We start from the raw sequence: 14,376 nt of genomic DNA, 5'->3' as shown, positions 1-14,376 counted from the left end.
GATGAAGATGACCGCGACAGCACCCTGGACAACCGAAAAGCCGACTGCCCTGCTCGTTCTTGCAGACGGAACCGTCATCGAAGGCAAGGGCATCGGCGCGACCGGCAAGGTCCAGGCTGAGGTGGTCTTCAACACGGCGCTGACTGGCTACGAAGAGATTCTGACGGACCCCTCCTATCTCGGCCAGATCGTCACCTTTACCTTCCCGCATATCGGCAACATCGGCACCAACGACGAAGACATCGAGGACCTGACGCCAGCAGCACGCCACGGCGCCGTCGGCGTCATCTTCAAGGCCGATATCACCGATCCGTCCAACTACCGCGCCGTCAAGCACCTCGATGCCTGGCTGAAGGCTCGCGGCATCATCGGCCTCTGCGGTGTCGACACACGCGCGCTGACGGCTTGGATCCGCGAAAACGGCTCGCCGAACGCCGTTATCGCCCATGACCCCAACGGTGTGTTCGACGTTGAGACGCTGAAGGCGGAAGCCAAGGCGTGGAGCGGCCTCGAAGGCCTCGACCTCGCCAAGATCGCTTCGTCAGGCCAAACGTCGCAGTGGGCGCAGACCCCGTGGATCTGGAACGAAGGTTACGGCGAGCTTACCCCAGAAAATGCGACGTATCACGTCGTCTGCCTCGACTACGGCGTCAAGCGCAACATCCTGCGCCTCTTTGCCGGCCTCGACTGCAAGGTCACCGTCATGCCGGCAACGACGAGTGCCGAGGATGTGCTTGCCATGCAGCCCGACGGCATCTTCCTGTCGAACGGCCCGGGCGACCCGGCCGCAACAGGCGAATACGCCGTTCCTGTTATCCAGAAGCTGATCAAGACCGACATCCCGGTCTTCGGCATCTGCCTCGGTCACCAGATGCTCGGCCTCGCGCTCGGCGCCAAGACCGAAAAGATGCACCAGGGCCATCATGGCGCCAACCACCCCGTCAAGGATCACACCACAGGCAAGGTCGAGATCGTCTCGATGAACCACGGCTTCGCGGTCGACACGAAGTCTCTGCCCCATGGCGTTGAAGAGACTCACGTTTCCCTCTTCGACGGCACCAACTGCGGCCTGCGTGTCGCTGGTAAGCCGATCTTCTCGGTGCAGCATCACCCGGAAGCCTCCCCCGGCCCGCAGGACAGCCACTACCTCTTCCGTCGCTTCATCAATCTGGTGCGCGCGAAGAAGGGCGAGGAAGCTCTCGCCGAGCGCTGAGACGGATCCCTTCACGCAATTCGAAAGCCCGCTTCCCAGCGGGCTTTTCTCGTTTTAGCTATTGCGCGCATCCGCGGCTGCCGCCACGCGATATCCGTTTGAATAGCGTCGAGAGTGCTGATTTACTGAGTTTCGGTCAGGAGGCCGCCAGCCATGAGATGCTTGGTTCTAGTCGTTGCGTGCTTGCTCCCGACGGTATCCTTTGCCGCCGGGCCTGTGAAGGTCGATGCGAAAGACTACAGCTGCGCACAGCTCGCGCAGATTATCCGCCAATCCAAGAAGGTCTATGTCCGCCTCGGCTTCGGAGGCCGCAACTTTCGCTATCCGCCAGCTCAATGCGGCCCAGGCGACAAGCTGAGCACCGCCAGCTTGCGTGACCGTACGGGCAAGCAGTGCCTCCTGGACTACGCCTGCATCAACGATCCAATGTCGATGTACAATTACTAGGTCGCAGATTATAAGCGCGCGGCCACCGCCGGACTGAGGCGGGTCGGTCGCGCGACTATGCCAGAACGTATGTCAACCTGATCACGTCCCCGCCAATTCGATCGCTCGCCACGAGGCGCAGCGGCGGCCGCGGGCCGGCGAAGAACGGCTTGCCGCGACCAAGCACGACGGGATGGAGATACATTCGATACTCATCGACCAGACCGAGGTCACCAAGACTTCGCGCCAGTTCAGGTCCGGAAACTTCAATCACTCCGTCCAGCTGAGCCTTCAACCCGCGGATGGTCGCTTCGATGTCGTCCGCGACAAGCGTGGCGTTCGGGCCGACTGATTGCAGCGAGCGCGACACGACCCATTTCGGTTGGCGCCGCCACGCCGCTGCGTAGTCGCACTCCGCCTCGTCCCATTCGGCATGGTCTTCGTCCCAATACCGCATCGCCTCGTACATGCGGCGACCGTATACGCTTCCGGCAAGGCCGCGCACGTCGTCGATGAAATGACGAAAGAGCACGGGATCGGGCGGCCCAAATTCTAAATGGTCGACATAACCATCCAGGGACTGGTTCAAAGCGAACACGAGCTTGGACATGCTGCAGGACCTCCTCCCAAGTTCCTCACAACGGTCTGACCGATGCTACGCAGAAATGAATTTGCTTACAATCTGACGTCGCTTGGTTGGTGCGACCAAATTAGAGCTCCCTTCCAACCTCTACGCACAAGGCAGACCGGCCCTAACCACCCACGGGTCACCTACAGTGGCCATTTGTGTCGACCTATTGACCTCAACTTAACTTGAGGAATTACACCCGCGCTTGTGACATCCAAAGCAAAGGAGACAGGGATGAACGGAGCGTTTTACCGGATCGACAAGTTTGCTGTTCCGGAGGCTGCGCGGGAGGAATTCCTCATGAACGTGCTGAAGACGCACGAGGTCTTGCAGGCGCAGGAGGGCTTCATCAGCCATCAGGTGCTGGAGCAGGTTTCAGGGCCTGGCGAGTTCAACTTCGTGACGATCGCGCAATGGGAAAGTGCCGAGGTGATCGACCGGGTCAAAGCGGTGGTGCAGGCAGCCCATCGCGCCAGAAACTTCGATCCGCAGGCGCTGTTCGAACGCCTAGGCATTCGCGCCGACATTGCCAACTACAAGCCGATCGCGGCTTGATCCGAATGGCCGGCTAGACGCCGGCCATGTTCTTTTCGCGGCGGACAAGCAGGTAGAAGCGTCCGCAAAGCATCACGGCTGCCGCCGCCAGCCCGACCAAGAAGCCGAACCAGATGCCGATTCCACCGAAGCCAAGCGGGAACGCAAAGGCCCAGGCGAGGAAGAAGCCAATCGGCCAATAGGCGATCAGCGCCAGGATCATCGGTACGCGCGCATCCTTCAAGCCGCGCAGCAGGCCATTGGCGATTGCCTGCAAGCCATCGACCAACTGGAAGAGCCCTGCCACAACGATCAGCGGCCCAGCATAGGCAAGCACCTGAGGTGCCTCCGGCAGGGTCGTATCAAGGAACCAGCTTCCCAGGAACTCGGGAACGGCAGCAAACAGAATGCTGCCGGCCGCCGCGATCAGGCAGGCGATGACGACGACAGCGATCGAAGCCCGAACGACTGCGGTGTAGTCGCCCTGCCCGTGCGCGACGCCGACCCGAACGGTGGCCGCCTGCGACAGGCCAAGCGGGATCATGAAGGCAATCGACGCCCATTGCAGCGCGATGCCGTGAGCGGCGAGCTCGATCGTTCCGATTTGCCCCATCAGCAGCGAGGCAACGGAAAAGAGGCTCACTTCGGCGAGGATCGTCACGCTGATCGGCAGGCCGAGACGCACGACTTCCCAGAAGGCCTTCCAGTCGGGACGCCAGAACCGGACGAATATCTCGTAGCGCCGCGTCTCCGCCCTGCTCTGCACATAGCCAATGATAAACAGGAAGCCGGCGGCCTGCACGACGACCGAAACGATCGCCGCTCCCTCTAGGCCCATTGCCGGGAAGCCGAAATGGCCGAGCACCAGCGCATATGCGAAGAAGGCGTTCAGCACCAGCATCGCGATCGTCACGTTGAGAATGACCGCCGCGCGGCCGATCGCGCTGACCAGCGCACGCATGACATTGTAAAGCAGCCCCGGCAGCACGCCGAATTGACCGATCAATATGTAGCCATGCGCGAGTGCAGCCACTTCGGGCTTCTGTCCAGCGGCAAGCAGGATCCGCTCGGAATTGAAGAACGCTGGCAGCATGATCACCCAATAGGCCAGCACGACCCAAAGGCCCATGCGTAGCGACCGGCGCACGCTGACGACGTCGCCCTTCCCGTAGGCCTGCGCAACCATCGGTATGACCGCGATGGCGAAACCCGAGCCGAAAACGAGGATCGTGAACAGGAACTGCGCCGATAGCACCATGGCAGCGAGGTTTTCAGCACCGAGACGGCCGACAATCATCACGTCGGTCGTGTTGATGCCGAGCTGGGCCAGCTGCGCGCCAATCAACGGGACTCCGAGCGCCAGCGTGGCGCGGAAATGCGCAGCCCAATGGTTATCGTTTTTCGGCGCTAGCTTGCGCGCGTCGATCGGCGTGTCCATGACACCAGTCCTGTGATTGAATCGCTGACGGCCGCAAGTTGCGGCAAAACATCAAGAGGAATTAGATCAAAGCTCCGCAAAGAGCCATTCAAAACTAGGCAAATGATGAAAAATTCATCATCGCATCACGAATTCTGATGGCTCACTCGGCCGGCTGCTCGACGGCTTCTGCGACCTTGACCGTGCGTACCTTCGTCAAGAACACAATGGCCGCGATCAGGATGATGATGGCCGACAGCAGGTATGGCGCCCCAGCGAAACGCACCGGCGCCTCGGGTCCAGTGAAGTAGCCGAACAGCTGCGTAAAGATCAGCGGCCCGACGATCGTGGTGATGCTGCTGAGGCTGGTGAGCGCCCCTTGCAATTCTCCCTGAGCAGAGGGGGGCACCTTGGCGACTGCTATGCTTCGCAGCGGCGGATCGGCGACATTTTCCATCACCGTCAGCACGATGATCGTGTAGACCATCCAGCCCTCCCAGGCGAAGGCGTAACCCGTCAGTCCGACGACGGAAAAACACAAGCCCAGCACTGCTGTCTTCCACTCGCCGAGTACCGGCACGATCTTCGGCAGAATGACGCCCATGACAAAGGCTGCGCCGATGCCGTAGATGCCGAGAGACAGGCCGATCTGGCCCTCGCTCCAGCCATAACGGAAAGTCGATACGAAGGCCCAGACCGCCGGATAGACGGCATGCGCCAGCCAGAAAAGGAACATGACCGCACAGATTGACCCAATACCGGGGTAGTTTCGCATCTGCTTCAGCGCGCCAAGAGGATTGGCACGCTTCCACTCAAACGTCCGACGATTCTTTGCCTCCAATGTCTCGGGAAGCATGAAATAGGCGGCAACGAAATTGAGGAACGAGAGCGCCGCTGCCCCAAAAAACGGTACTCGGGGGCCGAACTCGCCGAGGAAGCCGCCGATGACAGGGCCGATCGTGAAACCGACGCCAAACGCAATGCCGATCAGGCCGAAATTCTTGGCCCGATTGTCATCATTGCTGATGTCGGCGATGTAGGCGGAACAGGTCGCAAAGCTGCCGCCGCTGAAGCCAGCCAGCGCACGACCGATAAAAAGCATCCAGAAGCTCGTCGCCACTGCGCAGATGAAGTTGTCGATCGCAAAGGTCAGCACCGACAGAAGCAGAATGGGGCGCCGCCCGAAGCGGTCGCTGAGATTGCCCAGGAACGGCGCAAACAGGAACTGCATGACCGCATAGACGACAAGCAGCCAGCCACCATCGAGAGCTGCATCGCTCACGGACCCACCGGTCAATTGCTCAAGATAAGCGGGCAGCACAGGCATGATGATCGCGATCCCGATCACGTCGAGAAACAGGATCATGAAGACAAGGAACAAGCCGCGACGAACGAATTTCGGATCAAGCATGAGGCATCTCTACAGCAGGCTATTTCTGAAAAGACGATCTCGTCGCCGGCATTTGTTACATAGCTCACGTATATTAGCGAAACAATCCGTGAACATTTCAAATCTTTTGATAGGCTCACGAGTTAAGTTGATCGAGAACCGGAACAAACGGGGATTCTACCCCTCTTTCCGCGGTTCGCCTTTGACGAAGTCGACGAACGCCCGAAGCGCAGGCGGCATGTGTTTACGGCTCGCATAGTAGAGAAACGGACCTGAGAATTCCGTCACCCAATCATCGAGGATCGGCACCAATTCTCCCCTCTCGATGGCGGGCATCAGAACCTCCTCGAAGGTCCTGATGATGCCGAGCCCGGTGACCGCAGCCGAGACTTGCATTTCGATCGTGTTGGCGATGATCGGCCCCTTCGGCGTAATCACTAGAGTCTCGTCTGCCCGCTCGAACTCCCAGGGCAACGCAGCTCCGCTGAGGAAACGATGCCTGACACACTCATGCTCGAGCAGGTCGCGCGGGTGACCAGGGATACCGCGGCGCTCGAGGTAGTCAGGCGCGGCCGCCGTGACATATCTTTGACGGCGCGGCCCGATCGGCACTGCGATCATGTCGCGCTCAAGCCGCTCGTCATAGCGGATGCCGGCGTCATACCCGGCTGCGAGCACATCGACGAACGTATCCTCTCCGACGATCTCGAGCGAGATCCGCGGGTAACGCTTCAGAAAACGGCTGGCGAGATCAGGCAGGAAAAGCCGCGTGGCGATGATCGGCACGTTGAGGCGGAGGGTTCCGCTCGGGCTATCACGGAAAACGTCGAGTTGCTGGAGCGCCAAGGAGATTTCGCTAAGCGCAGGTGTCAGGCGTTGGAGCAGCCGCTCCCCAGCCTCCGTCGGCGTGACGCTGCGGGTCGTCCGGTTGAGCAGGCGAACACCGACATGCTCCTCCAGCCGCCGCAGCGAGTCGCTCAGTGAAGAAGCGGAGACACCGCGCTTGCGGGCAGCGGCGCGAAAGCTGCGCTCCCTTGCAATGGCCGTGAAGGCATCCAGATCATTGAGAGGAAGGTCTTCCATTGTGCATTTCCCCGTACAGCTCGTTCGCATTCATATGGATTATCGCACGAGGCCGGGCGCGATAAAACTATTCCCGGCGATCAACATCGGCGTGACGAAGGAGAACGAAATGGAAAAGCATCGTTTGGGAGAAACCGGCCCAATGGTATCGGCCATCGGCCTCGGCTGCATGGGCATGTCCGGCATGTACGGGCCATCCGACCGCAGCGAGAGCATTGCCACGATTCATGCTGCTCTCGACGTCGGCATCAACCTGCTCGACACCGGCGACTTCTACGGCATGGGCCACAACGAGATGCTGATCGGCGAAGCGTTGAAGGGCCGCAAGCGGGACGACGTCGTCATCAGCGTCAAGTTCGGCGCCCTGCGCGATCCAGCCGGCAACTGGAGCGGCTACGACTCCCGGCCCGCCGCGATCAAGAACTTCCTCGCCTACACGCTGAAGCGTCTCGACGTCGACTACATCGACATCTACCGCCCCGCCCGCCTGGATCCCAACGTTCCCATCGAGGAAACGGTGGGCACGATCGGTGACATGATCAAGGCAGGGTACGTCAGGCATGTCGGCCTTTCGGAAGTCGGCGCAGATACCATACGCCGCGCAGCCAGCGCCCATCCGATTTGCGATCTGCAGATCGAGTATTCACTGATCTCGCGCGGCATCGAGAACCAGATCCTGCCAACCTGCCGTGAGCTCGGGATTTCAATCACCGCCTACGGTGTTCTCTCCCGCGGCCTGATCAGCGGACATTGGCATAAGGGACAGGCAACCGGCTCCGGTGATTTCCGCGGCATGAGCCCGCGCTTCCAGGACAGCAACATCGATCAGAACCTCGCGCTCGTCGAGGAACTGCGAAAGATCGCGGACGAGAAGCGGGTATCTGTCGCTCAGATCGCCATCGCCTGGGTGGCGGCCCGCGGGCAGGACATCGTGCCCCTCGTCGGCGCGCGCCGACGTGACCAGCTTACCGAAGCGCTCGGTTCGCGCGCTGTGCAATTGTCCACCGAGGATATGGCGGCCATCGAACGCGCCGTGCCGAAGGACGCCGCGGCGGGTGCACGCTACCCTGACGCACAGATCAGACATATGGACAGTGAAAAGTGATGCTGGCCAGCCTCTCCACATAAGGAGAGGCTGTCTCAAATCACACGGGGCCTGAGAAGGTATCGCAGGCCGACAACTGCCCGCTGTCGAAGCCACGCTTGAACCAACGCGCCCGCTGCTCCGAAGTGCCGTGGTTGAAACTCTCGGGCACGACGTAGCCCTGGCTGCGCTTCTGCAGCCTGTCGTCGCCAATCTGCTGGGCTGCGTTCAGCGCCTCCTCCAGATCGCCGGCTTCGAGAATGCCCTTCTGATCGGTAAATTTGCCCCAGATGCCGGCGAAGCAGTCGGCCTGCAGTTCAACGCGGACGGACATCTTGTTGGCCTCCGCCTCGCTCATCCGCTGACGCGCCTCGTTGAATTTCGGCAGGATGCCCAGCAAGTTCTGAACATGATGGCCGACTTCATGCGCAACGACGTAGGCTTCGGCGAAATCGCCGGAGGCGCCGAACTGGCGGCTGAGCTGGTTGAAGAAGGCCGTGTCGAGATAGACCTTGTGGTCGCTCGGGCAGTAGAAAGGACCGGTCGCCGCTGAGGCAAAGCCGCAGGCAGACTGCGTCTGTCCGGAAAAGAGAACGAGGCGAGGCTCTTCGTACTGACGACCAAGGGACTGGAAGATCCCGTTCCACGTGTCCTCGGTCTCGGCAAGAACGGTACGAACGAATGCGGTCATTTCATCGTTGGCAGGTGTCTGACTTCCCGATTCGCTTTGCTCATAGCCGGGGCCGTTGGTCGTCATGCCGCCATCCATAACCTGCAGCAGGTCTATGCCCATGGCCTTGAGGATAAAATAGATGACAACAAGAAAGATGATGGTGCCGATGCTCAGGCCGCCGCCGCGCCGGCCCATGCCGCCGCCGGTAGGAAAGCCGAAGCCTCCACCTCTGCCCAATCCGCCCATGGAAGGATCGCCACGACGATCCTCGATGTTGTCGGACTGACGCCGGCCTTTCCACTCCATGACGGTTCCCCTGGGCTAAACCTTCGATCGGTAGGTATATATCTCGATGATCGGGAAATTCCAGTTAACCTGAGAGAACCCGTACACCACTGTGGACCAGCTTGACGAGACATCGACATTCGGGCCTCCTTGCGAGAAAGAAGTCTGAGGAGGAGAGACATGAAGGCACTTCGGCTCGAAGCGACGGGCAAGCTGGCTCTGCGCGAGGTAGAGCGTCCCGACCCGGGTGTTGGCGAGTTGCTGGTTCGTGTGGAGGCTTGTGGCATTTGCGGCACCGACCGGCATCTGTTCCTCGGAGAGTTTCCTTCCAAGCCGCCCGTTACGCTCGGCCATGAGTTCTGCGGCATCATCGAAAGAGTGGGCGATGGCGTGAGCGGCTTTCGCGAAGGCATGCGCGTCACCGGCGATCCGAATATCGCATGCGGTCAGTGTCCAGAATGCCAGCGCGGCCGCGTCAATCTCTGCCATAACCTGCAGGCGACCGGCATCCATCGCGACGGTGGCTTTGCGGAATATGTCTGCATCCCGCAGCAGCAGGCTTTCGAGCTGCCCTTGGCACTGCCGCCTCTGCATGGCGCCTTCTGCGAACCTCTCGCCTGCTGCATCCACGGTGTCGACCTTGCGGAAATCCGAACGGGCTCGTCGGTTGTCGTCCTTGGCGGCGGCGTGATCGGCTTGCTGGTCGTCCAGTTGGCCCGCCTGGCGGGAGCGACAAAGGTTGTTCTCGTTACCCGCAGCGAAGAGAAGCGGAGGGTCGCCGAAAGGCTGGGAGCGACCGCGAATGCGGATCCCTCGGTCGGCGATATCGTGTCCCGCTTGACCGCGCACGACGGTTTGTTGCCGGGAGGCGCCGATGTCGTCATCGAATGCGCGGGCGTAGCGGAAACGATCGAACAGGCACCTGGGCTTGCGCGGCGCGGCGGCACGGTCGTGATCCTCGGAGTCATGCCGCAGGGTGTGAAGGTCGCAATCGAGCCGTTCGATCTCCTCTTCCGAGAGATCAAGCTGGTAAGCTCATTTATCAACCCGTTCACTCACCGGCGGGCGGCCGAACTGATCGCGTCGGGAACGATCCAAGTCGAGCCACTAATCTCCCGCCGGATCGGTTTCAAGGAGGGCGTGGAAGCGATCTCCAATCCCGCCCGGAAAGGCGAGATCCGGGCACTTGTCGTACCGGGCATCGACTAGGCTCTCACAAGAGCTGCCAATTCCTGTCGATTCCGCAAATTATGGGGTTCCGTTTACAAATACATTTGCCTATAAGCCGCTTCTAGCCTGAAAAGACCATCATATGCGCGACCCGGCCGGTGCCTCCCACCCTGGCCGGCTTTCTGCGCAGCTAGGAAACGGAAAACGCCCATGCCGAAGCGCCAAGATATCAAATCGATCCTCATCATCGGCGCAGGACCGATCGTCATTGGCCAGGCTTGCGAATTCGACTACTCCGGCACCCAGGCCTGCAAGGCGCTGAAGGAGGAAGGCTACCGCGTCATCCTCGTCAACTCCAACCCGGCAACGATCATGACCGACCCGGGCCTCGCCGACGCCACCTACGTCGAGCCGATCACCCCCGAAGTCGTCGCCAAGATCATCGCCAAGGAGCGCCCCGACGCGCTGCTGCCGACCATGGGCGGCCAGACCGCGCTCAACACCGCGCTTTCCCTGAAGAGAATGGGCGTCCTGGACCGCTACAATGTCGAAATGATCGGCGCCAAGCCCGCCGCTATCGACAAGGCCGAAGACCGCGCCCTGTTCCGCGAGGCGATGGAAAAGATCGGCCTCGAAACCCCGCGCTCGATGCTCGCCAACGCCACCGACATCAAGGATGCCGACCGCAAGACGCATGAAGCCGAGCGCAACAAGCTGAAGGAAAGCCTCTCCGGCGCCGAACTCGACAAGGCGCTCGACGAACTGGAAAACCAGTGGAACCTCGGCGAGACCGACCGCAAGCAGCGCTACATCAGCCACGCCATGGCGATTGCCGCCCAGGCGATCGACGTCGTCGGCCTGCCCGCCATCATCCGCCCCTCCTTCACTATGGGCGGCACCGGCGGCGGCATTGCCTACAACCGCTCGGAGTTCTTCGAAATCATCGGCGGTGGCCTCGATGCCTCCCCGACGACCGAAGTTCTGATCGAGGAATCGGTTCTCGGCTGGAAGGAATACGAAATGGAAGTCGTCCGCGACAAGGCGGACAACTGCATCATCATCTGCTCGATCGAAAACATCGACCCGATGGGCGTCCACACGGGCGACTCGATCACCGTCGCGCCGGCTTTGACGCTGACCGACAAGGAATACCAGATGATGCGCAACGCCTCGATCGCGGTCCTGCGCGAGATTGGCGTGGAAACCGGCGGCTCGAACGTCCAGTTCGCCGTCAACCCGAAGGACGGCCGCCTCGTCGTCATCGAAATGAACCCGCGCGTCTCGCGTTCGTCGGCGCTTGCCTCGAAGGCCACCGGCTTCCCGATTGCCAAGGTCGCCGCCAAGCTCGCCATCGGCTACACGCTCGACGAGCTCGACAACGACATCACCGGCGGCGCGACGCCCGCCTCCTTCGAACCGTCGATCGACTACGTCGTCACCAAGATCCCGCGTTTCGCCTTCGAGAAGTTCCCGGGCGCCTCGCCGGTTCTCACCACCGCCATGAAGTCGGTCGGTGAAGTCATGGCGATCGGCCGCACCTTCGCCGAATCGTTGCAGAAGGCGCTGCGCGGCCTCGAAACCGGCCTGACCGGCCTCGATGAAATCGAAATCCCCGGTGTTGAAGAAGGCGAATCCAGCCAGAACGCCATCCGCGCCGCGATCGGCACACCGACGCCGGATCGCCTGCGCATGGTGGCCCAGGCGCTTCGCCAGGGCATGAGCCCCGAAGAGGTTCACGAGGGCTGCAAGATCGACCCGTGGTTCATCGCCCAGTTCAAGGCGATCGTCGATATGGAAGCCCGCATCCGCGAGCATGGCCTGCCGACAGACGCCACGAACCTGCGCACGCTGAAGGCAATGGGCTTCTCCGACGCCCGCCTCGCCACGCTGACGGGCAAGCGCCCGAAGGAAGTCGCCGAGCTGCGCAACAGCCTGAACGTCCGCCCGGTCTTCAAGCGCATCGATACCTGCGCTGCCGAGTTCGCCTCGCCGACCGCCTACATGTACTCGACCTACGAAAGGCCTTTTGTCGGTGAACTGCGCTCTGAAGCCGAAGTCTCGGCCGCCAAGAAGGTCGTCATCCTCGGCGGTGGTCCGAACCGTATCGGCCAGGGCATCGAGTTTGACTACTGCTGCTGCCATGCCGCCTTCGCGCTGCGTGACGCCGGCTACGAAGCTATCATGATCAACTGCAACCCGGAAACGGTCTCGACCGACTACGATACGTCGGATCGCCTCTATTTCGAGCCGCTCACGGCTGAAGACGTGATCGAGATCCTCCGCGCGGAGCAGGAAAAGGGCGAAGTCGTCGGCGTCATCGTCCAGTTCGGCGGCCAGACCCCGCTGAAGCTTGCGGAAGCGCTTGAGAAGAACGGCATCCCGATCCTCGGCACTGCGCCCGACATGATCGACCTTGCCGAAGACCGCGACCGCTTCCAGAAGCTCCTGATCAAGCTCGACCTGACCCAGCCGAACAACGGCATCGCCTACTCGGTCGAACAGGCTCGCCTGGTCGCCACCGAGATCGGCTTCCCGCTGGTCGTGCGCCCGTCCTACGTTCTCGGCGGCCGCGCCATGCAGATCCTGCATTCGGAAGGCCAGCTGCAGACCTACCTGCTCGACACCGTGCCGGAACTGGTGCCCGAAGACATCAAGCAGCGCTACCCGAACGACAAGACCGGCCAGATCAACACCCTGCTCGGTAAGAACCCGCTGCTGTTTGACAGCTATCTCTCGAACGCCATCGAAGTCGACGTCGACTGCCTCTCCGACGGCAACGACGCCTTCATCGCCGGCATCATGGAACACATCGAGGAAGCTGGCATCCATTCGGGCGATAGCGCCTGCTCACTGCCGCCGCGCACCCTTTCGAACGAGATGATCGACGAGCTCGAGCGTCAGGCAAAGTCGATGGCCAAGGCGCTGAACGTCGTTGGTCTGATGAACGTACAGTTCGCCATCAAGGACGGCACCGTCTACGTGCTGGAAGTGAACCCGCGCGCCTCACGTACCGTTCCCTTCGTCGCCAAGACCATCGGCGCCCCAATCGCCAAGATCGCCGCCCGCGCCATGGCCGGCGAGAAGCTCGACGCGCTGTTCTCGACCTACGGCCAGAAGCCGGATCCGCGCAACCTCAAGCATATCGCCGTCAAGGAAGCCGTCTTCCCGTTTGCCCGCTTCCCCGGCGTCGACACGCTGCTCGGCCCGGAAATGCGCTCGACCGGCGAAGTCATCGGCCTCGACACCGATTTCGCGCTGGCGTTTGCGAAGTCGCAGCTCGGCGCCGGCGTTGAACTGCCGCGTGACGGAACGGTCTTCGTATCGGTCCGCGACGAGGACAAGCCGCGCGTGCTGCCGGCCATCCGCGTTCTCGTCGGCGAAGGCTTCAAGGTTCTGGCAACCGGGGGCACGCAGCGCTTCCTGGCTGAGAACGGCATCGCGGCTACGAAGATCAACAAGGTCCTGGAAGGTCGCCCACACATCGAAGATGCGATCCGCAACCGCCAGGTCCAGCTCGTGATCAATACGACGGACGGCAACAAGGCGATCTCCGACTCCAAGTCGCTGCGCCGCGCAACGCTGATGCAGAAGGTCCCCTACTACACCACGATGGCCGGCGCCGAGGCGGCCGCCCAGGCGATCAAGGCGCTGCGGGCTGGCAACCTCGAAGTTCGTCCGCTGCAAAGCTACTTCTAATAAAGAATTGGACCGGCGCGCCATCCGCGCCGGTCCGCTCTCGAGGCGTCGGAGCCGTTAGATTCGCGCCCTTGCATCCTGCGCGTCCGCCTTGACGTTCCAGGCATTCTGAAAGGCCGGTCGCCGCCGATCCTGCAAAATCAGCTTTCCGCCTTCTTCACGCCGCGTCGGAATGGCGTGACGATCGATAGCGCCTTCCAGAGTCATCGCAAGGTCGCGGGCGAAAACCCGATTGCCGATATGCCATGAGTGGGTCCATGAACCAATCTGGGGCTGCGAAGCTGGATCGACCGTATTGAAATACTCACCGCAATTGACGTCGACCGCTTTAGCGTTGACCAACGCCGGCAGCCCAACGCGACCGACACGCGGCGCAACGCCGAGCCTCTTCGCGTTGGATACGGCAAGGACGGAATCGAAAGGATTGGAGTAGTTGGTGAGCCGCATGATCCGGCGGAACATCGGCTGATTCCAGTCGCTCGCAAGCGACAGGCTATCCGTGGACACATCGCCGCCAATGAACGCAACTGCCTGATGCGCTTTAGAACGGTCGGAATGTCATTGTTGTAGCCATGCACAAAAATAAGCACATCGCCCCGCGGACCGATCGAATTCGGATTCTCGTCGCCATCCGCGAGCCCCTGCACCTCGGCGACCCAATCCTTCGCACTGGATACTGCCTGGCGCGCATCGTAGCTGTCGAGCACATCAGGCACCTTCAGGAACTTGATCGGCCCGGGTTCCGCGATCAATGCATCACCCGTTCGCTTTCTGGCA

Annotated in this window: 12 protein-coding genes; 6 read left to right on the top strand and 6 right to left on the bottom strand. The window is 61.3% G+C overall.

The annotated features are described in order from the left end of the window. Positions 1 to 7 precede the first annotated feature (7 nt). Complete coding sequence (gene carA, locus AC1DPR_RS07400; RefSeq protein WP_025659294.1) at positions 8 to 1,213, top strand: glutamine-hydrolyzing carbamoyl-phosphate synthase small subunit; 1,206 nt, start codon at positions 8 to 10, stop codon at positions 1,211 to 1,213. Between the two features lie 153 nt (positions 1,214 to 1,366). After that, positions 1,367 to 1,660 carry a hypothetical protein gene (locus AC1DPR_RS07395; protein ID WP_018857182.1) on the top strand — a complete coding sequence of 98 codons (294 nt, stop codon included), beginning with the start codon at positions 1,367 to 1,369 and terminating at the stop codon, positions 1,658 to 1,660. A gap of 55 nt (positions 1,661 to 1,715) precedes the next feature. Here the strand turns inward: AC1DPR_RS07395 and AC1DPR_RS07390 are convergent, their stop codons facing one another. Beyond that, a complete protein-coding gene (locus AC1DPR_RS07390) occupies positions 1,716 to 2,249 on the bottom strand; it encodes a dihydrofolate reductase family protein (RefSeq protein ID WP_018857183.1) in 534 nt (177 codons plus the stop codon). A 252-nt stretch (positions 2,250 to 2,501) separates the two neighbouring features. Between AC1DPR_RS07390 and AC1DPR_RS07385 the strand changes: the two genes are divergently transcribed. After that, the gene (locus tag AC1DPR_RS07385) at positions 2,502 to 2,822 is read left to right on the top strand and encodes an antibiotic biosynthesis monooxygenase family protein (protein ID WP_018857184.1); all 321 of its coding nucleotides are present in this window, start codon (positions 2,502 to 2,504) and stop codon (positions 2,820 to 2,822) included. A 13-nt stretch (positions 2,823 to 2,835) separates the two neighbouring features. Here the strand turns inward: AC1DPR_RS07385 and AC1DPR_RS07380 are convergent, their stop codons facing one another. From AC1DPR_RS07380 to AC1DPR_RS07370, 3 genes are all read right to left on the bottom strand, one after another. Continuing rightward, a complete protein-coding gene (locus AC1DPR_RS07380; protein ID WP_477816040.1) occupies positions 2,836 to 4,239 on the bottom strand; it encodes an MATE family efflux transporter in 1,404 nt (467 codons plus the stop codon). 142 nt (positions 4,240 to 4,381) lie between these two features. Further along, complete coding sequence (locus AC1DPR_RS07375) at positions 4,382 to 5,629, bottom strand: TCR/Tet family MFS transporter (protein WP_018857186.1); 1,248 nt, start codon at positions 5,627 to 5,629, stop codon at positions 4,382 to 4,384. 156 nt (positions 5,630 to 5,785) lie between these two features. Next, positions 5,786 to 6,691 (bottom strand): LysR family transcriptional regulator, encoded by a 906-nt coding sequence (locus tag AC1DPR_RS07370; RefSeq protein WP_018857187.1) that lies wholly within the window; start codon positions 6,689 to 6,691, stop codon positions 5,786 to 5,788. Between the two features lie 109 nt (positions 6,692 to 6,800). Between AC1DPR_RS07370 and AC1DPR_RS07365 the strand changes: the two genes are divergently transcribed. Then, positions 6,801 to 7,796, top strand: a complete 996-nt coding sequence (locus tag AC1DPR_RS07365; RefSeq protein WP_026371791.1) for an aldo/keto reductase — start codon at positions 6,801 to 6,803, stop codon at positions 7,794 to 7,796. A 40-nt stretch (positions 7,797 to 7,836) separates the two neighbouring features. Here AC1DPR_RS07365 and ypfJ read toward each other — a convergent pair whose 3' ends face one another. After that, positions 7,837 to 8,754 carry a KPN_02809 family neutral zinc metallopeptidase gene (ypfJ, locus tag AC1DPR_RS07360; RefSeq protein ID WP_113163495.1) on the bottom strand — a complete coding sequence of 306 codons (918 nt, stop codon included), beginning with the start codon at positions 8,752 to 8,754 and terminating at the stop codon, positions 7,837 to 7,839. A 159-nt stretch (positions 8,755 to 8,913) separates the two neighbouring features. Here ypfJ and AC1DPR_RS07355 point away from each other — a divergent pair, with 159 nt between their 5' ends. Beyond that, positions 8,914 to 9,942: a zinc-dependent alcohol dehydrogenase family protein gene (locus AC1DPR_RS07355; protein ID WP_018857190.1), complete on the top strand. Its 1,029-nt coding sequence runs from the start codon at positions 8,914 to 8,916 to the stop codon at positions 9,940 to 9,942. Positions 9,943 to 10,113: 171 nt separating this feature from the next. Continuing rightward, positions 10,114 to 13,599, top strand: a complete 3,486-nt coding sequence (gene carB / locus AC1DPR_RS07350) for a carbamoyl-phosphate synthase large subunit (protein WP_018857191.1) — start codon at positions 10,114 to 10,116, stop codon at positions 13,597 to 13,599. 57 nt (positions 13,600 to 13,656) lie between these two features. On the opposite strand, the gene AC1DPR_RS07345 is transcribed toward carB, so the two are convergent. Continuing rightward, positions 13,657 to 14,106 (bottom strand): hypothetical protein, encoded by a 450-nt coding sequence (locus tag AC1DPR_RS07345; RefSeq protein ID WP_477816039.1) that lies wholly within the window; start codon positions 14,104 to 14,106, stop codon positions 13,657 to 13,659. Between the last annotated feature and the right edge of the window lie 270 nt (positions 14,107 to 14,376).

This window comes from Rhizobium sp. 01T417, assembly GCF_056398905.1.
The sequence above is the reverse complement of the archived record's forward strand: the minus strand, read 5'-3'. Positions and strand labels throughout refer to the sequence as shown.

Excerpts from the sequence above, each read along its gene's own strand:
- AC1DPR_RS07365 (WP_026371791.1), top strand. The coding sequence starts at position 6,801 with ATGGAAAAGCATCGTTTGGGAGAAACCGGCCCAATGGTATCGGCCATC.
- AC1DPR_RS07395 (WP_018857182.1), top strand. The coding sequence starts at position 1,367 with ATGAGATGCTTGGTTCTAGTCGTTGCGTGCTTGCTCCCGACGGTATCC.
- AC1DPR_RS07385 (WP_018857184.1), top strand. The coding sequence starts at position 2,502 with ATGAACGGAGCGTTTTACCGGATCGACAAGTTTGCTGTTCCGGAGGCT.
- AC1DPR_RS07390 (WP_018857183.1), bottom strand. The coding sequence starts at position 2,249 with ATGTCCAAGCTCGTGTTCGCTTTGAACCAGTCCCTGGATGGTTATGTC.
- AC1DPR_RS07355 (WP_018857190.1), top strand. The coding sequence starts at position 8,914 with ATGAAGGCACTTCGGCTCGAAGCGACGGGCAAGCTGGCTCTGCGCGAG.
- AC1DPR_RS07380 (WP_477816040.1), bottom strand. The coding sequence starts at position 4,239 with ATGGACACGCCGATCGACGCGCGCAAGCTAGCGCCGAAAAACGATAAC.
- AC1DPR_RS07375 (WP_018857186.1), bottom strand. The coding sequence starts at position 5,629 with ATGCTTGATCCGAAATTCGTTCGTCGCGGCTTGTTCCTTGTCTTCATG.
- carB (WP_018857191.1), top strand. The coding sequence starts at position 10,114 with ATGCCGAAGCGCCAAGATATCAAATCGATCCTCATCATCGGCGCAGGA.
- carA (WP_025659294.1), top strand. The coding sequence starts at position 8 with ATGACCGCGACAGCACCCTGGACAACCGAAAAGCCGACTGCCCTGCTC.
- AC1DPR_RS07370 (WP_018857187.1), bottom strand. The coding sequence starts at position 6,691 with ATGGAAGACCTTCCTCTCAATGATCTGGATGCCTTCACGGCCATTGCA.
- ypfJ (WP_113163495.1), bottom strand. The coding sequence starts at position 8,754 with ATGGAGTGGAAAGGCCGGCGTCAGTCCGACAACATCGAGGATCGTCGT.